Origin of the sequence: Tunturiibacter lichenicola, from assembly GCF_051013355.1 — a bacterium.
Lineage (GTDB): Bacteria > Acidobacteriota > Terriglobia > Terriglobales > Acidobacteriaceae > Edaphobacter > Edaphobacter lichenicola_F.
Genome location: NZ_CP132944.1, coordinates 1,743,543 through 1,764,600 on the forward strand (window position 1 = coordinate 1,743,543; position 21,058 = coordinate 1,764,600).

Annotated in this window: 22 protein-coding genes; 13 read left to right on the forward strand and 9 right to left on the reverse strand. The window is 59.0% G+C overall.

Annotated elements, in window-relative coordinates:
* The first annotated feature begins 4 nt into the window (after window positions 1-4).
* The 3 genes from RBB82_RS07475 to RBB82_RS07485 all read left to right on the forward strand — a co-directional run bounded on the left by RBB82_RS07475 (window position 5) and on the right by RBB82_RS07485 (window position 3,600).
* Window positions 5-1,159 carry a histidine kinase gene (locus RBB82_RS07475; RefSeq protein WP_433974492.1) on the forward strand — a complete coding sequence of 385 codons (1,155 nt, stop codon included), beginning with the start codon at window positions 5-7 and terminating at the stop codon, window positions 1,157-1,159.
* Window positions 1,156-1,875, forward strand: coding sequence for a response regulator transcription factor (locus tag RBB82_RS07480; protein WP_433974493.1), 720 nt, complete (start codon window positions 1,156-1,158; stop codon window positions 1,873-1,875). The genes RBB82_RS07475 and RBB82_RS07480 overlap by 4 nt, the downstream gene beginning before the upstream one ends.
* 84 nt (window positions 1,876-1,959) lie before the next feature.
* Entirely contained in the window at window positions 1,960-3,600 is a 1,641-nt protein-coding gene (locus tag RBB82_RS07485; protein WP_433974494.1) for a rhamnogalacturonidase, read from the forward strand.
* Between the two features lie 61 nt (window positions 3,601-3,661).
* Here RBB82_RS07485 and RBB82_RS07490 read toward each other — a convergent pair whose 3' ends face one another.
* A complete protein-coding gene (locus tag RBB82_RS07490; RefSeq protein WP_433974495.1) occupies window positions 3,662-4,618 on the reverse strand; it encodes a diacylglycerol/lipid kinase family protein in 957 nt (318 codons plus the stop codon).
* A 156-nt stretch (window positions 4,619-4,774) separates the two neighbouring features.
* On the opposite strand from RBB82_RS07490, the gene RBB82_RS07495 reads away from it, so the two are divergent.
* Together RBB82_RS07495 and RBB82_RS07500 are read left to right on the forward strand one after the other, a co-directional pair.
* Window positions 4,775-5,470, forward strand: a complete 696-nt coding sequence (locus tag RBB82_RS07495) for a DUF4339 domain-containing protein (protein ID WP_433974496.1) — start codon at window positions 4,775-4,777, stop codon at window positions 5,468-5,470.
* A complete protein-coding gene (locus RBB82_RS07500) occupies window positions 5,467-5,877 on the forward strand; it encodes a DUF2752 domain-containing protein (protein WP_433974497.1) in 411 nt (136 codons plus the stop codon). Before RBB82_RS07495 ends, RBB82_RS07500 begins: the two co-directional genes overlap by 4 nt.
* Before the next feature lie 68 nt (window positions 5,878-5,945).
* Here the strand turns inward: RBB82_RS07500 and RBB82_RS07505 are convergent, their stop codons facing one another.
* Complete coding sequence (locus tag RBB82_RS07505; protein WP_433974498.1) at window positions 5,946-6,476, reverse strand: bactofilin family protein; 531 nt, start codon at window positions 6,474-6,476, stop codon at window positions 5,946-5,948.
* 331 nt (window positions 6,477-6,807) lie between these two features.
* Between RBB82_RS07505 and RBB82_RS07510 the strand changes: the two genes are divergently transcribed.
* The 3 genes from RBB82_RS07510 to RBB82_RS07520 all read left to right on the forward strand — a co-directional run bounded on the left by RBB82_RS07510 (window position 6,808) and on the right by RBB82_RS07520 (window position 9,822).
* On the forward strand, window positions 6,808-7,554 hold the full coding sequence (locus tag RBB82_RS07510) for a hypothetical protein (RefSeq protein WP_433974499.1): 747 nt from the start codon (window positions 6,808-6,810) through the stop codon (window positions 7,552-7,554).
* 149 nt (window positions 7,555-7,703) lie between these two features.
* Window positions 7,704-8,099 (forward strand): ester cyclase, encoded by a 396-nt coding sequence (locus RBB82_RS07515; RefSeq protein ID WP_433974500.1) that lies wholly within the window; start codon window positions 7,704-7,706, stop codon window positions 8,097-8,099.
* 19 nt (window positions 8,100-8,118) lie between these two features.
* Window positions 8,119-9,822 carry a SulP family inorganic anion transporter gene (locus RBB82_RS07520; protein ID WP_433974501.1) on the forward strand — a complete coding sequence of 568 codons (1,704 nt, stop codon included), beginning with the start codon at window positions 8,119-8,121 and terminating at the stop codon, window positions 9,820-9,822.
* On the opposite strand, the gene RBB82_RS07525 is transcribed toward RBB82_RS07520, so the two are convergent.
* The gene (locus RBB82_RS07525) at window positions 9,812-10,261 is read right to left on the reverse strand and encodes a CBS domain-containing protein (protein WP_433974502.1); all 450 of its coding nucleotides are present in this window, start codon (window positions 10,259-10,261) and stop codon (window positions 9,812-9,814) included. The two genes, RBB82_RS07520 and RBB82_RS07525, sit on opposite strands and share 11 nt — an antisense overlap.
* 174 nt (window positions 10,262-10,435) lie before the next feature.
* Here RBB82_RS07525 and RBB82_RS07530 point away from each other — a divergent pair, with 174 nt between their 5' ends.
* On the forward strand, window positions 10,436-11,128 hold the full coding sequence (locus tag RBB82_RS07530) for an FmdE family protein (protein ID WP_433974503.1): 693 nt from the start codon (window positions 10,436-10,438) through the stop codon (window positions 11,126-11,128).
* A gap of 36 nt (window positions 11,129-11,164) precedes the next feature.
* Here RBB82_RS07530 and RBB82_RS07535 read toward each other — a convergent pair whose 3' ends face one another.
* A complete protein-coding gene (locus RBB82_RS07535) occupies window positions 11,165-11,422 on the reverse strand; it encodes a hypothetical protein (RefSeq protein ID WP_433974504.1) in 258 nt (85 codons plus the stop codon).
* A 130-nt stretch (window positions 11,423-11,552) separates the two neighbouring features.
* Between RBB82_RS07535 and RBB82_RS07540 the strand changes: the two genes are divergently transcribed.
* From RBB82_RS07540 to RBB82_RS07555, 4 genes are all read left to right on the forward strand, one after another.
* The gene (locus RBB82_RS07540; protein ID WP_433974505.1) at window positions 11,553-12,371 is read left to right on the forward strand and encodes a CHAD domain-containing protein; all 819 of its coding nucleotides are present in this window, start codon (window positions 11,553-11,555) and stop codon (window positions 12,369-12,371) included.
* Window positions 12,372-12,713: 342 nt separating this feature from the next.
* On the forward strand, window positions 12,714-13,877 hold the full coding sequence (locus RBB82_RS07545) for a YeiH family protein (protein ID WP_433974506.1): 1,164 nt from the start codon (window positions 12,714-12,716) through the stop codon (window positions 13,875-13,877).
* 128 nt (window positions 13,878-14,005) lie between these two features.
* A complete protein-coding gene (locus RBB82_RS07550) occupies window positions 14,006-14,725 on the forward strand; it encodes a Crp/Fnr family transcriptional regulator (protein WP_433974507.1) in 720 nt (239 codons plus the stop codon).
* A 169-nt stretch (window positions 14,726-14,894) separates the two neighbouring features.
* Window positions 14,895-15,278, forward strand: a complete 384-nt coding sequence (locus RBB82_RS07555; protein ID WP_433975348.1) for a response regulator — start codon at window positions 14,895-14,897, stop codon at window positions 15,276-15,278.
* Window positions 15,279-15,390: 112 nt separating this feature from the next.
* Here RBB82_RS07555 and RBB82_RS07560 read toward each other — a convergent pair whose 3' ends face one another.
* The 5 genes from RBB82_RS07560 to RBB82_RS07580 all read right to left on the reverse strand — a co-directional run bounded on the left by RBB82_RS07560 (window position 15,391) and on the right by RBB82_RS07580 (window position 20,859).
* The gene (locus tag RBB82_RS07560) at window positions 15,391-15,978 is read right to left on the reverse strand and encodes a DinB family protein (protein WP_433974508.1); all 588 of its coding nucleotides are present in this window, start codon (window positions 15,976-15,978) and stop codon (window positions 15,391-15,393) included.
* A 140-nt stretch (window positions 15,979-16,118) separates the two neighbouring features.
* The gene (locus RBB82_RS07565; protein WP_433974509.1) at window positions 16,119-16,808 is read right to left on the reverse strand and encodes a VOC family protein; all 690 of its coding nucleotides are present in this window, start codon (window positions 16,806-16,808) and stop codon (window positions 16,119-16,121) included.
* Between the two features lie 256 nt (window positions 16,809-17,064).
* A complete protein-coding gene (locus RBB82_RS07570; RefSeq protein WP_433974510.1) occupies window positions 17,065-17,496 on the reverse strand; it encodes a DUF1801 domain-containing protein in 432 nt (143 codons plus the stop codon).
* Window positions 17,497-17,678: 182 nt separating this feature from the next.
* On the reverse strand, window positions 17,679-20,090 hold the full coding sequence (locus RBB82_RS07575) for a TonB-dependent receptor domain-containing protein (RefSeq protein ID WP_433974511.1): 2,412 nt from the start codon (window positions 20,088-20,090) through the stop codon (window positions 17,679-17,681).
* Between the two features lie 166 nt (window positions 20,091-20,256).
* Window positions 20,257-20,859 carry a hypothetical protein gene (locus RBB82_RS07580; RefSeq protein WP_433974512.1) on the reverse strand — a complete coding sequence of 201 codons (603 nt, stop codon included), beginning with the start codon at window positions 20,857-20,859 and terminating at the stop codon, window positions 20,257-20,259.
* Between the last annotated feature and the right edge of the window lie 199 nt (window positions 20,860-21,058).

The following is a 21,058-nucleotide window of genomic DNA, read 5'->3' on the forward strand; positions in this document are numbered from 1 at the left end:
CCTTATGGGCACTCGCGACAACTCGAATCCCGCACTGAAGAGCCCGGACGAATGGCTTGAAAAGGTTGATCCCGAGAAGACGCGGGGCACCTTCAAACTCTTTCTCGGCTATGCGCCCGGCGTCGGCAAGACGTACAACATGCTGAGCGAGGCGATCCGCAGGCACGCACGCGGCGAAGACATCGTGATCGGCATCGTCGAGACGCATGGGCGGCCGCGCACCGCCGAGCTGGCCGATCAGCTCGAGAAGATTCCGCGAAAAACGATCGAGTACAAAGGGGTCACCTTCGAAGAAATGGACCTCGACGGCATTCTTAGCAGACGTCCGCAGATCGTCCTGATCGACGAACTGGCCCACAGCAACATCGAGGGCAGTAAGCACCGCAAACGCTACGAGGATGTGCTCGACGTCCTCGCCGCAAACATCGATGTGCTGGCGACGATGAACGTGCAACACATCGAAAGCGTCGCACCAACCGTGCAGAGCGTCACCGGAGTGCAGATTCGCGAGACGGTTCCCGACTGGTTAGTACAGCGCGCCGACGAGATCGTCATGGCCGACCTGACGCCGGAGGCTTTGCAGACTCGTATGCGGAGGGGCGATATCTACGGCACCGCTCGCGCCGAAAAAGCCCTGGCCAACTTCTTCCGCCGCGGCAACCTGATCGCACTCCGCGAGCTTGCTCTGCAACATGTAACGAAAGCAGTCGACCGCACGCTGACCGCTTACATGGACGCGAAGCGCATTGAGGCTCTGTGGGCGGTTCGCGAGCGCGTCGCAGTCTGCGTCAGCTCCAACAGCTCATCGCAGGTGCTGATTGCCCGCGGCGCAAGAGTAGCCGAGGGTGTTGGTGGCGAGCTCTTCGTGCTGCATGTCGAAGATGACGACGACCTGTGCGAAGAAGATCGAGCCACACTTGCAGCCAACATGCAGTTCGCACGCAACCTCGACGCTCAAGTCTTTACGATCAAGGGCAAGAGCATCGCCCACACCGCTGCCGCGTTCGTTCGCGAAAAGCGCATCACGCACATTGTCTTCGGTCGCACTGCCGTTCACGGCATTCGCAAATACCTGTACTACTGGGCTATCCAGCACTTCCTGAAAGAATCGCCCAATGTCGACGTCCACATCGTCACGCAGCACCCGGAGCGCGAATGAAACAGAACCTGCAAGACCAGCAACAAGCCAAAATCCTCATCGTCGATGACGAACCACAGATCACGCGCGTCCTTCGCACAGCGCTCTCCACTCAGGGTTACACACTGCGCGTCGCCGCGAACGGCGTCGAAGGCATGGAGGCAGTACATGAATGGAAGCCGGATCTCGTTATCACGGACGTCTCCATGCCGGAGATGAATGGGGTCGAGCTGTGCCGCGAGATTCGTGCTGTGTCCGCCATTCCGATCATTGTTCTGTCCGTCCGCAACCAGGACCTGATCAAGATTGAAGCGCTCGATGCGGGCGCCGACGACTATGTGACGAAGCCGTTCAGCATTCAGGAGCTCCAGGCCCGCGTCCGCGCGCAGTTGCGCCGCAGCTCAGTCGCCGAAGCCGAGATTCCACAGATAATCTCGGCCGGAGATTTTCATATCGACATACCGCAGCATCGCGTCGTCGTCCGAGGACAGGAGACGCATCTGACGCCGAAGCAGTTCGACCTTTTGGTCTGTCTGGCGCAGCACCCGGGGCAGGTTCTCACCCATCGTGCTCTGCTCCACGCGGTGTGGGGCACCAACGCCGACCAGCCCGAGTATCTGCGTGTGAACATCGGCCAACTGAGAAAGAAGATCGAGCTCTCCGACGAACCCGCCTACATCATCACCGAACCCTGGATCGGCTACCGATTTCGTCCAACTGGCAACGATGATTATTGACTTGCTGAGATTCTGGGAGAGCGCACCTTTTCCCTATAGAACTACTTCCAATCCATACATCCGTTCTGCTACCATGGCGTCCCAATGGACTCTTTCAACTCTGCTCGCCGCGATCTTCTTCGTCTAGGCGCCATAGGTCTGGCAGCCGCCGCGACCACCATGCCCGCAGCCTTTGCTGCTACTCATCCCTCAGCTTCGACGCCTACGCTCGGCATCTTCGACATCCGCACCTACGGCGCAGTCGGCGATGGCAAGTCCGTCGACACGCCTGCGGTCAACAAAGCGATTGAAGCTGCAGCGGCTGCCGGCGGAGGCACAGTGCTCTTCCCTGCCGGAACCTGGCTCTGCTTCTCGATCCACTTGAAGAGCCACGTTGCGCTCTATCTGGCGCAGGGCGCGACCATCCTGGCTGCCGACTCACCGCTGCCCGGTGCAACCACCGGCTACAACGGCGGAACCTACGACGCCGCAGAGCCCAACACCGCGTGGGACGCCTATCAGGACTACGGCCACAACCACTGGCACAACTCGCTTCTCTGGGGCGAGGATCTCAACGACATCAGCATCACCGGGCCGGGGTTGATCTACGGCAAGGGTCTCAGCTTTGGTGGCAACCGCGCCGCTCGCGGCAACTACCCCCTCTACAAAGCCGAGCAGCCTGGAGTAGGCAACAAGGCAATCGCGCTGAAGAACTGCCGCAACGTCATCTTCCGAGACTTTTCGATTCTCAAGGGCGGCCACTTTGGCCTGCTCCTCACCGGCGTCGACAATCTCACCATCGACAACCTCAAGATCGACACCGATCGCGACGGCATCGACATCGACTGCTGCAGAAATGTCCACGTCTCCAACTGCACCGTGAACTCGCCATGGGACGACGGCATCTGCCCCAAGAGCAGCTACGCTCTCGGCTACAGCAGAGCGACGGAAAACGTAACCATCACCAACTGCTACGTCACCGGCAACTACGAGCTTGGCACGATCCTCGACGGCACCTTCAAAAAATTCGCTCCCGACTTCCGTGTCCCTCGCACCGGCCGCATCAAGTGCGGTACGGAGTCGAATGGCGGCTTCAAAAACATCACCATCTCCAACTGCGTCTTTGAAGGCTGCGACGGGCTCGCGCTCGAGAGCGAAGACGGCGCACTGTGCGAAGACATCGCCATCTCCAACATCACCATGCGCGACATCTTTACCTCGCCGATCTTCATTCGGCTTGGCGCTCGCCTGCGCGGACCGAAGGAGAGCACAAAGGTGGGCACCATGCAGCGCATCCTCATCGACAACCTGGTGAGCTCGAACGCCAACTCCCGGCTCTGCTCCATCATTAGCGGCGTGCCCGACCACGCGATTCAAGACATTAAGCTTTCGAATATCTATCAGCAGCATGTCGGTGGCGCGGCGCAAGACTCGCTCGCAATACGGCCGCCAGAGTTTGAAGAGAAGTACCCCGATCCCGGCATGTTCGGGCCAATGCCCTCGCAGGGGTTCTACCTTCGCCACATCCGCAATCTGGAGATGAGCCACGTCGAGATCCAGTCGATACAGCCGGATCCACGCCCCAGCTTCTTTCTCGAAGGTGTCAACCGCGCAGACTTTATCGCTGTCACTGCACCTACTGCCAATCCCGCGTTTCACCTCAACAAAGTCACCGACCTGCGCATCCTGATAAGCCGCGCCGCGAGGGACATACAGCTCGATACCGCAGACAACAAAGATATTTAGAGCGAGTCGCAGATTCTATCTGCTGCAACTACGCCGTATATCGTCTTAGACATTCAACGGTCTACGACGTAACTGTCTCCGCGGCAACTTCTTTCGGCATGAGCATCCATGCCGCTTGCGGAATCAGCCGTACCGACATCGGCAGATACCCAATCCACTCGCCATCGACTTCGGCATGCACAGGTTGGTCTGAGGTGAGGGGAACGCAGCGGAATTCCGTCACTCGGACTGTCTCCACCCAAGGATTTCGCGCATGCAGACCGACTGTGTTCAGCGCAAACCACGCGGGCAGACCAATCCCTGCTGGAGGCTTTACGAGTACTAACTCAAGCTCCGTATCGAGCAAAGAGCCTCCGCGCGTCAGGCGACTGAAAATGCCACCAAGATCGGCGACACGAGCGCACATGATGCTGACGGCGAGCCGCTGTTCCCACTCATCGGAGCCACGTCGCCGAAACTCCACTTGAAACGCAGGAAACCGGCGCGTCAGGAATAATCTGACGGCATGCGTGTAGTAGATACCACGCCCAAACTTTGATCCACGCCCCGCAAGCGTCCGATACACCAGCGCACCGTCCGGACCCGCGCCTGCCATGACAGTGAAGTAGCGCCTCGCTTCACCATCCTTCGCGATACAGTGCGCCTCCCCAACGGAGATCGCCCGAGGCACAAAGCCCAACTGCTGCCAAAGAGCCTGTGCTGGGTCAAGCGGCAGGCCCAGATTACGCGCAAGCGCATTTGCCGTTCCGAGCGGCACCACACCGAGCGCACAAGCCGTCCCAACAATCCCTTGCAGCGCCTCGTGCGCGGTTCCGTCGCCCCCGCAGGCGAACACGGCATCGCACCCACTTGTAGCTGCATTCGCCGCAATGGTCTGCGCCTCCCCGGCCATTGTGGTCACTTTTGCGGTTGCCTGCACCCCGCGCTGCTCCAGAATCTGTACCAGTTCCGGAATAAGCGCGCGTAGATCTTTTCTCCGTCCAGCGACTGCGTTGACAATGAGGGTCGCTCGATTCACACAGCAAGCCTCTCACACTCGCACGAGATAGCGGTCAATGAGTCAGGTTTGCGGTCATCCAAGCATGGTTCGAGAATCTGATTGTGCCCGACCACCAGTCCGTGATTTCATCGGTGCAACACATCGGCCACAAACCCGATCTCCCAGGAGTTCTGCATGACCTATCAAGTCTCGCGCAACGGCCAGATGTACGGCCCCTACGCCCTCGAAGATCTTAAGCGCTACGTCGCCTCGGGCAACATCCTGCCCACCGATCTTGCCAAGAGCGAAGAGATGCCCGACTGGCTGCCCGTCTCACAAATCCTCGGCATAGCCAGCGCTCCGCAAGCAGCGTATGCAGCCTCAGCAACGTATGCGGCGCCATCGCTCATCCCGCAACAGCCCACGGGCGTTGCGTACCCCGACCCACCAAATCTGAACTGGATCCTCGAGCTGCTGTTGGGATTCTTAACCTGCACGCTCTTCGTTATGGCCTGGAATCTCGTCATCGCGTCATGGGCCAATCGCGTCGAGCCAGCCAGCAAAGCCCTGATGTACTACATCATTGCGACCGTATTAATTGTGCTCAACTTCGGCGGCTCATGGGGTACGATGATCTCGATCGCCCATCACAACCACCCTCATCAGCACTTTCTCAGCAGCTTCATCGGCATCTCCGCGTGGGTCATCCGGCTCATCGCTCGCTTCACGCTGCGCGACACGCTTGAACGGCACTTCAACGGGCCCGAACCACTCGGCTTGCGTCTGGACGCGGTGATGACGTTCTTCTTCGGCGGAATTTACTTCCAGTACAAACTCAACGAGATCAACCAGCTCAAACAGAGTGCTCGCTACCAGAGCGGAGTTCGATGACATCCCCAGCCAGCGGACGTATCGCAACGACGTTGCGTGCGACGCCGCTGGCGATCATCGCAACGGCCGTAGCCGTTCTTCTACGCTTCCCGCCGAATCAGAGCAGCTTCTACCCTCGCTGCCCAATCTACGAGACACTTCACCTTCAATGCCCCGGCTGCGGAGCCACGCGTGCGCTTGCCGCCGTGCTACGCGGACACTTCAGCGAAGCGATGCACTCAAACGCACTCGTGACGCTTCTGCTGCCGATCGCCGTGATCCATGGCACGCTTTGGTATCGCCGTCTTCTGCGCGGCGATACCATTCGCTGGCCGCAGCCGCCGCAGGCAGCGATCTACTGTGTCTTTAGCATAGCGGCAGTCTTTGCCGTCCTTCGCAACCTGCAGCCGTTACAACTCTTTCGATAAAAAAGCAAACGGCCCCGATAGCGTCCAGGGCCGTCATAACTCAGTGAAATCGTGGTGGGCTTTGCGTCTTACGCTTCAACTGCGACAGGCTCAGCAGCTGCTGGTGTAGCAGTGCCGCCCTTCAGATCGGTGCCGCCGGGCTTGCGAATGTCGATGCCGCCCTTGAAGAACGCACCATCTTCGATAGAGATTCGTGCTGCGATCACATCGCCGGTGAGCGAGCCTTCGCTGCGAATATCCACACGATCGCTCGCCTGGCAGTTGCCGCGAACCTTGCCCAGCACGACGATCTCGCGCGCTACGATGTTCGCTGCGACCTGGCCATTGCGGCCCACCGTCACGCGATTGCCCGGCAGATTGATTGCGCCCTCTACCTTGCCATCGATGTACAGAGACTCGGAGCCGGTTACTTCACCTTTAACCACGAGCGACTTGCCGATCGTTGCCTGCTCGCCTGTCGGTACAGCCGCCGCGTTGGTGCTGGAGCCAACGGTCGCGGGACGGGTAGGGCTGGCCTCAAAGTTCGTCGCCGGCGTCGATGGACGTACTGGTTCAGGAGTTGAGGGAGTGTTGCTTCCAGTCTGGTTCGGTTTCCACATTTCGTTTGTGTCCTTTCGTACTGCTTGAAAAAATATTCCCGCCGCGATCTGTCGCACGCGCTACCACGACGGCAGCACGCATTCTTTCCACGATACTACTCTGTAAAGGCCGATGGATTGCTCTGTCTGAATAATGTATTCCACAGCATTCGTACCTCATTCAATACCTCTGAAGTTCTTTCCTCCTCCCACCGAAGTTTCTTCCGCTATTTATCCCTTTAATTCCGCATTAAAGGCGTTTAAGTCCTGTAAAACCGCTATCTCATGAAAAACACAGTGCATCAGGTAGCATGAAAATAATCTGAAATCTGCCCAGCGAGAGTTCAATCCCTTGAGTTCAACTCCCCGTACGACCAGCACAAAAGCTACCTTCGTTCGCATTATCCCCGGCATCCTCGCCCTTATCGCGCTCACAATTTATCCCGCAAATCCGCTCTTCGCCGCGGCTGCGAGGCCTCCCAAGGTTCACACCGTCACCCTTGGCCCATTCCACAAGGTGCCGTACACGCAGCCTGACGCGACTCCCGACACCAAAGCCGACGAGACCAGCAGCCTCAAAATCCGCCCACTCTTCGTCGACGACCGTCAAAAAGAATGGACCACCGGCGAGATTCACGACGTCACCGACCGCACCTTCAACGTGCGCCGAGCCCTCCGGCTCAACGACGCTCTCCCAACCGACGCAGCGCCGCACTGGATCTGGCAGCCCGGCCCTTGGCTCTCCGTTGACCGCGTCACCGGCCACATCACCGCGCTTCATCTCCCCGACTTCGACTCCGACGTCTCCGACGTGGTCTGGTTCCGCGACTACGCCGCCTACTGCGGCATCGCCACTACAGCCAAAGGCGGCCTCTTCGCCATCGTCGCTCAAATCGGTGCGCGGCGCCCTGTCGTCCAGAAGCAGATCGGCAAATGGCCGGAAACAGACCACTTCATCCCAGTCTGCCAACCCGCGCAGTGGCAGCGCCTGCCCATGCGCGTCGCTATCAAGCCCACGGGAGGCGAAGCTACGACGTACGATGTCGTCGGCACAGCCTCAATCGTCGAAGAGGGCGATAACTCATCTGAAGAAAACTGATCCTCGGCTGAACGCCTTATGGACATGGCGGAGGCATCGCAGACGCGTCCTGCCCCTCGAACAAAATCGCAGCGATAAAGGGCTTCCACCTCGAAGTATTGCTGATTTCATTCGTAGTTGCATGCTACCCTCGCTGCCTGGAGGAAACCATGTCCGAGACAAACAAGGCCTTAGCGCGACGCTGGTTTGAAGAGGTCTGGAACCAGAAGAACGTAGCCACCATCGAAGAGCTGTATCATCCGGACGGGCAGTCGAAGGGCCTGCCGGATCCCGACTCCGTCATCCGGGGACCGGAGGCATTCAAGCAGGTTCATCGCAACCTTTTGAGTTCCTTCCCCGATCAGCATATGAGTCTCGAAGAGCTGGTGGCTGAGGGAGACTGGGTCGCCGTTCGGTGGATCGCATCCCTGGGACACTCCCCCGCAGGTAAGGCCCTCAGCATGAACGGATCTTCCTTCGTCCGCTTCCATCAGGGGAAGATCATCGAGGGATGGAATCAGATGGACTTCACCAAGCTGCGATTGCAGATGGAAGATAAGGCTTAGCGCAAAGGAGTTTCTTTAATTGCTGAATCTGTTTCAAGGCATGAGGCCGTTCAAGCGTCACAAGACAAAGCGCGATGCAATCGCAGGCGTCACCTTCGCCGCGATGGACATCCCGCAGGCCCTTGGGTACACGCGCATCGCGGGAATGCCCGTCGTTACAGGCCTCTACTCTCTGCTCCTGCCGCTCCTCGCCTTCGCGACCTTCGGATCGTCGCGACTCTTAGTCGTCGCCGCAGACTCCGCCACTGCCGCTATTCTTCGCAGCGGCCTCTCCGGAATGGCGCCCGCCGCCAGCTCGCGCTACATTGCGCTGGCTGGCCTGGTGGCTCTACTAACCTCCGCTCTCCTGCTATTAGGGAGACTCTGTAAGCTCGGCTTCGTCGCCGACTTCCTCTCCCAAACCGTTCTCGTCGGCTTCCTCACAGGCATCGGATTTCAAGTTGGCATCGCCGTCCTCGGTCAGATGCTTGGTGTTCCGGTCGCCTCACACAAGACCGTATTCCAGCTCGCCGAAGTCGCCCGCGGCCTGCCGAAGCTGCATCTGCCGACACTCGCAGTAACCCTCGCCGTTCTCGCCTTCGTCTTCGCGCTCCAGCGATTTGCCCCCAAAGTACCGGGTCCCATGCTCGCCGTAATATTCGCCACAGCGGCCAGCGCAATCTGGAACTTCGCAGGACACGGAATTGCAATCGTCGGACCGGTCGCAGGCGGATTGCCGCACCTTACCCTTCCTGATGTCGGTTGGAAAGACATCCCCACGGTGTTTTCGACTGCAGCCGCGTGCGCCGTCATGATCCTCACTCAGAGCGCGGCTACCTCGCGCATCTACGCGATGCGCCATCACCACCACCTGGATGAAAATCAGGACCTCGTCGGCCTCTCTGCCGCAAACGCCGCTGCTGCGTTCAGCGGAACCTTCGTCGTCAACGGAAGCCCCACGCAGACCGCGATGGTCGAAGGCGCCGGCAGCCGGAGCCAGGTCGCACAGGTTACCGCCGCAGCCGTTGTCGCGCTCGTGCTGTTGTTTCTGACCAGGCCCCTGCAGTATCTGCCCCAATGCGTACTCGGCGCGCTTGTATTTCTGGTCGCGATCCGCCTCATTAAACTACGCAGTCTCGCCGCCATCCGCACTGAGAGCCCTGCCGAGTTCGCGCTGGCAGTCGCCACAACCATTGTCGTGGTCGTGGCTGGTGTCGAGACCGGCATCGTACTCGCCATGGTGATGTCGCTCCTGCGAATCGTGCACCACAGCTACCATCCCCGCACCGGCGTCATGATTCCGGACGAAGGCGGAATCTGGAAGCTCGTTCCTCCCACCCCCGGCACCGTCACCGAGCCGGGCCTCATCCTCTACCGCTTTGGCGCTGTCCTCTTTTATGCAAACGCCAGCCGATTCTCCGACGAGATCATGGCTCTGGTGGGTCCGGCACCAACCTCAGTCCGCTGGCTTATCGTCGACGCCGAAGCGATGGCAAATGTGGACTACAGCGCCGCGAGGATCGTCGAGGAGCTACACAAAAATCTCGCTGAATCCGGCGTCAAGCTCGGATTTGCCCGCCTCGCCTGGAGCACTCAATCGGACTTCGACCGCCATCACCTAACCGAAATCATCGGCACACAATGGATCTTCAGCCGTCTCCACGACGCACTCGATGCCTACGAAAAGTTGAATCCGTCACGGCCGAGCGTCAGCGATCTTCTGGAATCTCCACCTATGTCGTAACGCCCGAGATGTACGCCTCGAGATGCCGAATCGTCATCTGCTGCTCGTTGATCACCGAGTTCACAAGGTCCCCGATCGAGACGACACCGACCACCGAGCCGTTCTCCACCACCGGAAGATGCCGGATGCGGTGATTTGTGATGATGTGCATGCACTCGCCCACGGTATTTTTCGGCGAAACCGAGATCACCGGGCTGCTCATGATCTCGGACACGTGCGTCTCCTTCGACAACCGGCCCTGCAGAATGACCTTCCTCGCATAGTCGCGTTCGGAGATGATCCCAAGCAGCGATTGCCGCTCCATCACCAGCAGCGCGCCAACCTGCCGCTCCGCCATCATCTCAATCGCCTGGTAGACGGACGCATCCGGCGCAATGGAGGCGACCGGCCCTGTCTTCTGTTTCAACACCATACCTATCGTCGTCGCAAATTCACTCATCGGGCACCTCGGGCCTCGAATACTACCCCCGCCGCGCAACATCGCGCAAACAAAAATACAAGCAACACGCGCCGCGCATCGCACGCCCCAACTATGGATTGGTGACAATGCCGTCCAAAGGGCGCGCACACCAAGGTGCAGCCGTATTTCCCTCGCCAGCAGTATCATCAAGTTATGCAGTCTTTCGACGTTCTCCTCCGCGAAGCCGAAGTCGCCCACGGCCACCTGTGTGCCGGCCAGATCCTCGGCGTTCGCATGGCCATGCTTGGGTGCGAACGCCTCGGCGTCGATGACCCAAAGGGCGTCGACCGCAAGCGCCTCGTCACCTTTATCGAGATCGACCGCTGCGCCACCGATGCCATCGCCGTCGTCACCGGCTGCCGCCTCGGCAAGCGCGCCATCAAATTTCGCGACTGGGGCAAGATGGCCGCAACCTTCGTCGATCTCACCTCGCCTCTCGCGCCACAAGGCGACACTCCCGTCTACAAGGCCCTCCGCATTGCCGCTCTCGAGTCCTCCAAACAGCGCGCCCGCGACCTCTACCCGCACATCGAAAACAAAAACCAGCAGCAGATGCTCGCCTACCGCGAACTCCCCAACGAAGACCTCTTCAGCGAAGAGTGGGTTGCCGTCCCCATCCACCCGCGCGAGATGCCCGGCTACAAGTCCGCCCGCATCACCTGCGCGCAGTGTGGCGAAGGCATCAACTACGACCGCGAAACTCTTCGCAACGGAAAGACTCTCTGCCAGGGCTGCGCCTTCCCCGAAGCCCGCTACTACCAGCCGCTGTCGCAACAGGAACCAGCAGCGACAAACAGCAAGGCCGGCGCGGAAACCTCTCCGCAACCGGCCTGCGAACATTGTTAGAAGCTGCTCAAACTACCACGCCACTGGGGGAGACGATTACCAACCACGACGGTGGTCATAATGGTATCGCTGGTACTCATGCACCCGCACCCACTCCGCATGCCGTCTCTCCTGCTCAAACCGCAGGCGAGCATAGTAGTCTGGCCCATAGCAGCGGTAGTTCGGATAACCAACCTGAACCACGGCAAACTGCTGAGCATTCGCCTTCGCTGGTGCTGCCAACACAAACGCGCCCGCCAGTAAGCCAACCGTTACACCCTTTGCAACCATCGCCTTTACGTTTGTGATCTTCATAACTGCCTCCTACCTACACCAGATGAAACCCACCTTCTCCAACCCGGTTGCGCGCAACTATCCAGCCGCGACGGTGTCGCAAATCCGACTCCCATCCGCCCAAACCCGCATCTAGAGATATAGGTATCTCATGCCACAGCCCGTCGCTACGTTTCTCGCCCACTCCCTCTCGCTCAAGACCGCAATGGCCGAGTGCCTCGCCAATCCCACGCCAAAGTCCGTCCACTGGCTCCGGGCGACAATACGCCGCATCGAAGCCACGCTTGACCTCCTCATCGACACCGCCGACCTGCCCACGCTGCCGAGGCAGTCCAAACAATTCAGACGCTCCCTCCGCAGGATTCGACGCGCTGCCGGCGCAGTCCGCGACCTCGACGTCCACTGCGAGCTACTCGCCACCTACAAAACCATCAGTGACGCAACGGTCCTCGAAAAAGATCTCACCGTCCTGCGAGGACGCAAGCAGAAGAAGCTCCAGCAACACATCCAGGGGGACGCGCGCGACATCCTCGCTATGCTCGACAAGCTTGAACCCATCCTCGCCCCTGCCGCCGAGCTCGACCTCAGCGGCGGTAGCCTCGCCCACGCCGCCCGAGCCTTGCTCGCCCCAGCCCTCCGGGGCCTCGACCCCAGCGACGACGAAGGTCTCCACTCCATCCGCAAAGCCTGCAAGTCCGCCCGCTACATCGCCGAGATCGGTTGCGATGTCTCGAAATCCGCTGCAACCCTCGCCAAGCGTCTCATCGACCTCCAACAGACGATCGGGGCCTGGCACGATCACCTCCTCCTGCTCAACGAGGCCGAAACCGCCCTGCCAACCGACAGCCCACTCACCGAAAAACTCTACGTCAAGACCCGCATCCTTCGCCGCAAGGCCAAATCGAAGGCCGTTCGTCTCCTCGCAAGAAAAGCGTCAACCCCTTCTCGCCGTACATCTGATGTACACTAGTGCCCTACATGACGGTCTCCCGCCAACCCGCGATCGTGCACCTCATGTCCACTTGCTGTTGTTGTTGCTAGTCCCGCCTGCGCCCTATCCCTTTCTTTAGTTCAATTTAAAAAGCCGCAGCTCACATTGATACGTGTCTGTCGCGCTTTCCCTCAAGGAGACTCCTCCATGTCCACCCCGAGCACTCGCATCTCCACCGACACCTGGGCCATCGTCCTCTCACTCGCCCTCGCTGTGATCGTCCGTATCGGCCTGCTCAAAGTCGTCCCCTGGTAAGCCACAGATCCGCGTAATAAGCGCCGACAAGCCGCAGTAGACGCACAGATAAAAGGAGAGCCCCAAATGGCCACGCCCGCCACCTCACTACCCGACCTCCGCACCGAGTATCCCCCTCACGCACCCGGCGGTGGCCCCGCCGAGCGCTCCTCCCTCCTCGGTCTCCTCCCCGGCATCGCGCTCCTTGCCGTCGTCGGCTACGCCGGAAAGTTCGTCGAGCACTTCATCAACACCTACGCCAAGGCTCACCACATCACCTTCCCCAACATCGAGTACGTCCTCTGGGCGATCCTCTTCGGCATCCTCATCGCGAACACCGTCGGCGTTCACCGCATCTTCCGCGCTGGCGTCGCCACCTACGAGTTCTGGCTCAAAGCCGGCATCATCCTCCTCGGCGCGCGCTTCATCCTCGGCGACATCCTCAAACTCGGCGGCATCTCCCTCATCCTCGTCTTCATCGCCTTCGCCTTCTCGTTGACGTTCATGACCTGGCTCGGTCGCACCTTCAACCTCGGCCCCCAGCTCACCACTCTCCTCGCCGTCGGCTCCAGCGTCTGCGGCGTCTCCGCCATCATCGCCACGCAAGGCGCCATCGACGCCGACGAAGAGGACTCCTCCACCGCCATTGCCGCCATCCTCGCCCTCGGCGCCATCGCGCTCTTCACCTTCCCGCTCATCGGCCACGCGCTCCACATGAGCGACCGCGCCTACGGCCTTTGGGCTGGCCTCGCCGTCGACAACACCGCCGAAGCCACCGCCGCCGGTGCCCTCTACTCCGACGCCGCCGGCAAGTTCGCCGTTCTCGCCAAGACCTGCCGCAACGCCCTCATCGGCTTCGTCGTCCTCGGCTATGCCATCCAGTGGGCGCGCAAAGGACTCGCCAGCCGCGCCGCCACCAAGCAGCTCGACAACAAAGCCGCCTTCCTCTGGCAGAAGTTCCCCAAGTTCGTCCTCGGCTTCCTCTTCATCTCGCTGCTCGCGACTCTCGGTTCCTCAACCAACCCGACGATCGCCGCGCTGGGCTTCACCAAACCACAGCTCCTCGCACTGGGAAATCTAAGCCGCTGGGCATTCCTCTTAACCTTCGCCGGAGTAGGCCTCCGCACCAACTTGAAGGACCTCTTCAAGCAAGGTGCTCGTCCCTTCATCGTCGGCGCTCTCGGCGAAGTCGCCATAGCCGCCGTCACTCTGCTGCTAGTCTTGGGAGCCAGCCACTTCTACCACCTGTAACAAGTGTGTAGATTTGGTACCCTGACACGCAAAGAGGCCGCCGCACAAGACGATGCACCGTCGTTTTGTGCGGCAACTTAACGCCTTAAGCGTTGACCGGGTCTTGAGAGACTTGCACGGGCGGTGAGATGAAGGAATCAGCTTCTGGACAAGTAATCGCAACCTGCGACATAACTGCTCGGGTAACCGAACTCGCACCGAGATTTCTCGAAGGATTTGACCGAGGTAATCTCGCAACCATCTTAGGGGAAGCAACACCACGGCGATTTCGTGCGCGCACAGTAATCGCAAGCGAAGGACGTCCTGCGGACAAAGTATTTTTGATGCTCGATGGGCTCGCGCGTACGTTTACGACGACTCAGCAAGGAGAAAAGGTCATACTTCTCTGGATTTCAGCGGGAGATACCGCCGGAGGAAGGGCATTCCTGTCCCAACCTATGGATTATCTGCTAAGCACAGAGACCGTGACCGATAGCGTTGCTTTGGTCTGGAACCGAAATGCCATCCTTCCCCTCGCAAAAAGATATCCGAGGCTGCTTGAAAACGCGTTACTCATAGCGTCGGACTATCTCGCCGCTTACCGCGACATCCACGTTGCGGCGAGCCATGACAGCGCCAGCCAGAGGATTGCACAGGTGTTGAACAAGCTAGCCAGGAGGAAAGGACAAAGAGACTCTGAGTCGACCATACTCGACGTAAGTAATGAGGAGTTGGCCAATGAGGCAAGCGTCACGATATTCACCGTTAGTCGGCTATTGAGTAAGTGGCAGCGGGAGGGCCTTCTTGTGAAGAGTCGTGGAAGGATCGTGGTCCCTTCACCTGAAGCATTGATCCGGAGCGTACGCTGAACCTTGCCCTTCGCCGTACCAGAATTTCGACGCGGGGATTGCGCGAGAGCAACGACAGGAATCAGGTCTAAATGTCTACTAAAAAGTGATCGTTTCAGCATCGCCCGCAGGGCGTTCGAATTGAACGGCGATTCGCGGGAGGCGTGGACATTTGGAACCAACTCGTATTTTGATTGTTGACGGCTCGCAGTACTGGCGACGTGCTGTTCGTTCGATGCTGGCGGATGATACAGATCTGGAAGTCGTTGGCGAAAGCTCCGACGGTCGGGATGCGCTTCACAAAAGTAAGGAGCTGCAACCAGATCTTGTTCTATTGGACATTGAGCTGCCCACAATGAGTGGACTGGAAGCTGCCCGAGCGATCCGAACCATCTCGCCAGACACAAAGATCTTGTTCCTAAGCTCATACCAGCATGTCGACGTGATGCGCGACGCATTGCGGGTCGGAGCCGGGTTCGTCGTGAAAGCAGATGCCGTGCGGGATCTTTTACCTCTTCTAAAGGCAGCGATTCGAAATGAACCGTTTCTTCGATTCAGGTTTTTGCGCGCCTAGCAAAAGATTCTGGGCTTACATGTAGCTCGGTTTTCTTGCGCGATTTCGTTCCCCAAGACAAAATCAAAGCTGAAGTCACACGCGCTCCGAAGAACGATGACCTGGCCAACCTCTATCGCGGATGCGTGAATCCGCACTCCTTCCACAGACTCTCCCAAACCCAGATCCTTTGCGCCGCCTTAGGTGGTATCGGAAATCCAAGCTGATGGGCCAGCAAACTCACCTGGCCGCGATGATGCGCATCATGCGAGATCATGTAGGCCAGCATGGCTGGCCCTGCAGGCCAGGGTTTCGCCCAGCCATCGCGTACAAACGTCGTGACATTGCTCTGCGGCCCGGACTTTGACCCAGCCTGCGGCACCGTGAGCGCATCCGCAAGCATCTCCGAACAGCGGGCACCGCTCTCAAGCAGAGCCGCCCGAGCCTGCTTCTGCGTACAGATCGCGTGGCTCAGCGCAGCCGGCAGCTTCAGATGCGGCGCCGATAACCTAAGCCATTTGCGGCGAATATTATGGACGTGCGAGAAGATGGCGGCGATAGTTCGCCCCTTGCTCCCCGGCAGCTTCGCGCGCCACGCAGCAGGATCGAGATGCTCGAGAACGATCTGATTCATCCGCTCGTTTACGGCGTAGCTCTCCACCAACACCTTGCAAAGGTCAGCGTTAGCGTCAGCCTGCGAACGTCTCTCCAAGCGATTCATGAGATCACCGTGTAGCCGTCAAACATACTATCGAGACATATTGAACGGCACTACTGACAGTTTTCGCAGAACACCACGCAAGCCACCTCTGACCGTCACCGTGGCCGGCTCCCCGTCGATGACGATCGCACCTCAGACGTTTATTTCGGTAAGTCTTTGCCGGACTGTTCGCGCACCATGTAATCGGCGTACCAATCCGGCCAGTTGTCGTCGTACTTCCCGCCTGTGAGCTTCTCGTGCTCGCCGTGGGCCGCCGCCGCACGCCGAAGCGCACTCGCCAGATCGTTCGTCGACGCAAAGCTCGTCTCCGCGGAGTCGATGCGACCGGGCAACCGCGTCGTGATCTCCTGAAACAGCCAGCCGTTGCCGTCCGGATCGCTGAACGAAGCGAACGAGCGGTAGCTGCCATGCGCGGGATCCGGTCCATCGACTCGCATCCGGCCAAACAGGTAGGGCTCATCCGAGCCGGCGTACACGCCCTCGTTATGGAACTCCTCGCTCACCTTGACACCAAGACCGATCAGCTCTTTGCGGGCGGCCGCGAGATCGGAGACGATCAGATACAGGCCCTGAGCAGAGCCGGGCGCGGCTCCCGTGACGTTTCTGCCGAAGATGACCGAGCATCCTGAGCCAGGCGGCGTGAACTGAATCACGCGAAAGTCCTTTCCGCTGTCGAAGTCAGCGTCGAGCCGCCACCCGAGCCGCCCGTAGAACTCCTTCGAGCGATCAACATCCGAAACGGGGATGACAACGATCTCGAGCTTCATGTCGACTCTCGCGCGCGTTGCGCCGTTACTGCGGGCTTCGTCTGGGCTCTCGTTTGGGCTCATAGCCTGCCTCCTGGGGCGTGCGTGGACGAAACCGTGTCACGGCGTTGTTACGCGCCGATCAAGTGGTGCTGAGGCATCCGTACACGCTACGAATGCTATTCAAGATTCGCAATTAAATCAAAACAAAGGGAGCGATTTTATAAGACGAAGGTATCGATCAACACCTTCGTCTGACTCGGCACATTGGAGACGACGCACCTTCTGTTGCGCAAGGCATTCGTACGTGCCGGATTTGTTGGTCACTGACGAGCCGGGCTTACTTCTTCCTGGCTGCCCGTTCGGCGAGCGCTGCGGAGTTGGCGGCTATCGCCGCGCGGATCAATTGCTTCAAGGCTGCTTCGTTGATCTTTTCCCCTTCGCGCAGGTCGATCGCGCGCCGCACGTTGCCGTCGAGACTGGAATTAAAGAGCTGCTTCGGGTCTTTGATCGAAGCTCCGCGAGCGAAGGTGAGCTTCACCACCTGCTTGTGCGACTCCCCCGTACAAACGATGCCGTCATGCGAAAAAACTGGCGTTCCGGGAGACGATGGCTTCTCCCACTTCCACTCCTCCACGATCTCCGGATCTGCATCGTGAATAAGCTGACGGACGTGGGCAAGCATCTCACCTCGCCAATCTCCCAGATCCTCAATCCGCTTCGTGATCTTCGCTGAAGCGGCCCCGTCATTCGGACTACTCGTCGCCTTCATGCTCTCTCCGATCTCCATTTCGCCAGTCGGCCCTATGCGTTGGATGCTGAGGCGGTCTCATACGTTCGCCGCACCCAGCATAGCGCTAGATCGAGCGGGCGAGAAGCTGGCATGTTGCACGCAGGAACATTTCGGTAAGCGGAAGCTATCGAGAATGACCTCGCCTGCAAGGGGTTTGCCCGTCAGCGGTTGCCTCCGAACTGAAACTGAACTTTGCCGAAATAGGAACGTGCATCGCCCACAAATCCGCCGACTCCATTCGCTGCAGTGAAGTAGCGCGCGTCCGTCAGATTACGCACGCCGAATGCACCAGTCCATCCGTGAGCCTTTATATTAGCCACGACATCCGCCGTCGTGTAACTCGGAATCGAATTTGTATTCAGCAGATCGGCAAACATGCTGCTGCGATTCGTGAATCCACCGGAGAGCGAAAAAGCCTCCTGACTCCCGAGCGGCAGATCATAACTTGTCCACAGATTGACGATGCGGTTGGGAACGCCCTGCGGCCGTCGCCCGGTCGCCGCCGGGTTAGAGGGATTATCCGTCAGCGATGCGTGCATACCAGTGGCATTGGCATTCACTCTCCAGTGCCGGTTCAGCGCCAGCTCCACCGTGCCTTCGCCGCCTTGTGTGAGCTGGTCGTTGAAGACGGGAATGTCGCTGACCAGCGAGAAGACGTTATTGCGCATCACGTGGAACGCTGCGGCTGTAATCAACACACGGTTGTTCAGCGCTGCGACCTTGGCGCCAGCCTCGTATTGCATACCATTCTCAGGAGCCTCGACACCATTCTGCGTGGCCTCCGAGCTGAAGTTCACAAGGTTGCTGCGCGCCACACCGAAGAAGGTCGAGAAGCCGGGAAGAACCCGGTAGACCGTACCAACGTTCCAGCTGAAAGGCGTGTCGTTGCGGCTGTAGGTGTTGGGTGGCTCGATCGGCACCCCATTTCCCAGGCTCCTGCCCGGGACAAATATCTGCGGAACGAGCGCGGTCTGCCAGAAGTCCTGCCGGCCGCCGATGCGCAGCTTCCAGCGCGGCGTCAGATCAATCTGGTCGGTCGCATACAAACCCTCGTAGTTTGCGCGCAGCTGATCGAGAAATCCCGAGTGCTTCGCATCGCGCAGAAAGACGAGCCCCGCCCTTGAGGTTTCAGGAACGACCGGAGCGAAGATGTCTACGATATTTTGCAGATCCGCGGTCGAGCGGTTCGACACATCATGCTGGTGCTGCACCTCAACGCCGGTCAGCAGCGTATGGTGAACCGAACCGGTACGGAAGCTCCAGACAGGCTCGCCTTCGTAGTCGAGGTCGTTCAATACATCCTGCTGGTTGCGAAGTTGCCTGCCAGTCAAAGCGGTACCGACGATCGAGCCGCCATCGCCATTTCGCAGAATGGACAGGTTGCGATACATATACGAGAAACGATTGTTGACTGTGACAAACGGCTTGGCCTGCCATACGTCCGAGGCGGTAAACCGACCAAGAGACTGGTCTCCAAAACCGAACGGCGTCGAATATTTTGTCTCGCGCGGCACCACCGCGATGGGTGTGTGGTTGTAGTAGATCAAACCTGCCGGGTCGGGAGTTGCCTGAAGATAGCGGCCATCCCATGCGAGCAGCAGCACGTTGTGGCTGGTCGTAAAACCAAGCACAGGCCGAAGCTCGTAGTCACCCGCCGTGAGTGCGCGGTAACCATCCGTGTGTTGGGTAAGGCTGTCCACCCGGTAGTCCAGCCCGCGAACGCCCGTCGCGCCGGTGAGGTACGCGCTGCCGGAGTACAAGCCAAACGAGCCTGTCTGGAACTGTGCCCCGGCACCAAAGCGAGGCGATGGAGTGTAGTGCACCAGGTTGATCGTGCCTCCCGGAGGCCCGCTGCCGAAGAGCGAAGATCCCGGACCCTCCAATACTTCAACGCGCTCCACGCCATTGAGCGAGTGCGGAATTCCATTGCGCTCATCTCCATCCGAGAATCCGTCGTTGTAGATGCGGGCCTCCAGGCCGCGGATCTGGAAGCGATCGCCGAATCCGAAGCCGTCCGTGCCGCCTTGAATCACGCCGCTGGCATTGCGTACCGTATTTGCCAACTCGAGGTCGCCCTGCGACTCCGACAGCTGGTGGCTGATGACAGCAATGCTCTGTGGAATGTCTTCGAGCATCGTGCCGGTCTTGCCGACCGTGGGTACCTGCTCTAAGGTCTCTCCCTCGCCTTGAACACTGATCGACTGAGACGCCGACGGAAGCGAAAGCTGCACCGGCCAGTCGAGCAAGCCATCCTGTGAGACGTGAATGGCAGAGTTCTCATAAAAGCCAAATCCTGGTGCTTCAATCGCAAGCGTGTACGTGCCGGAAGCAAGCGACGAGAACTGATAGTTGCCCGAAGCGTCGGAAACAGTCATCCGACCGATTCCATGGCCGGACAGAGTGACATGGGCGCCCGCAACGGCGGCCCCGGATGGATCAACGACCAACCCAACGATCGATCCAGTGCCCGAAGCGACCGATCCTCGAACCGCGGCACCCTGCGCCGCAGCCAGAGAGGCAAAAAATGACAGTAAAACAAGCACTAGGCAGCGTTTGAAGCAAACAGTACGCATGGTTCTCCGTGGCCGCAACTTAAATCAGACTGAAGTGGTCCCATTTATCTAAGACCAAATCAGTCTTACTTAAGTCCAAAGAGAAATTGTCAAAGATCTGTCACGGAAGTGTGCATATGTTGTCTCTTTTGAGCTGAATGAAGTGTCCTCCCGTTCAACTTCCTCTTCAGCGCGCTCCGCCGATCGCATCCTGTTTGCGCACGACGCCATGGATAGCCTGGGTCCCGAAATGATTCGTCGCAGGTCCCACGAAGACCATTGTCATATTCGAATAAGTCACCTCGTTCCCTCCGGTAATGCAAACCTGAAGCGTCGTGCTGGGCGGAGTTGTCTCGAAGGTGGCATTGCTTCCATTCCCCGTTATCAGGCTGACCGTGCCGTTCACTTGAAACCCTCCGGTGATGAGCGGTTTGGGATAGGCAGGGCAGCCGATCATGTCCCAGGTGACCTTAACGTTCGTCAACCGGATGTGGTGCGTGTGGGCATTCTGACCGCCCTTGGTCGCATCCAGAACATTGTTCGTCGTTCCGTAGTCGGACATGGTCATGTCCGCAATAAAGTCTGCAGTTCTGCCCCATTCGTGGAGATCAAGTGCCCATTGACCATGCATCTCGTAGGGGCTACCGACGATCAGCGGATTCGCCGGCGAATAGTCGTTGAGCACCCCGGTAAAGTGGAACGGCCCACGCTCCTGGGCCACTGCACCGGTCGCTGAAAGTAGAACCAGTACCGACGACACGCATAACGCACAAAGAGACTTGCTTCTCATAGAAACCTCCGGTTTTGAAGTCGCGTCTCAATTCGCTGGAAGCTTTATCGATCCAAGGAGGTCGACTTCCTTGGAATCGATGGCAAGAGTCCGCACCGCAGAGAACGCGCTTGAACTGCCGACACAGTGGCGCATCAGGTACGGCGTGGTCAAACAGCAACAGGCAGAACAGCAACTTACCGTCAAATGCCGTCTTTCG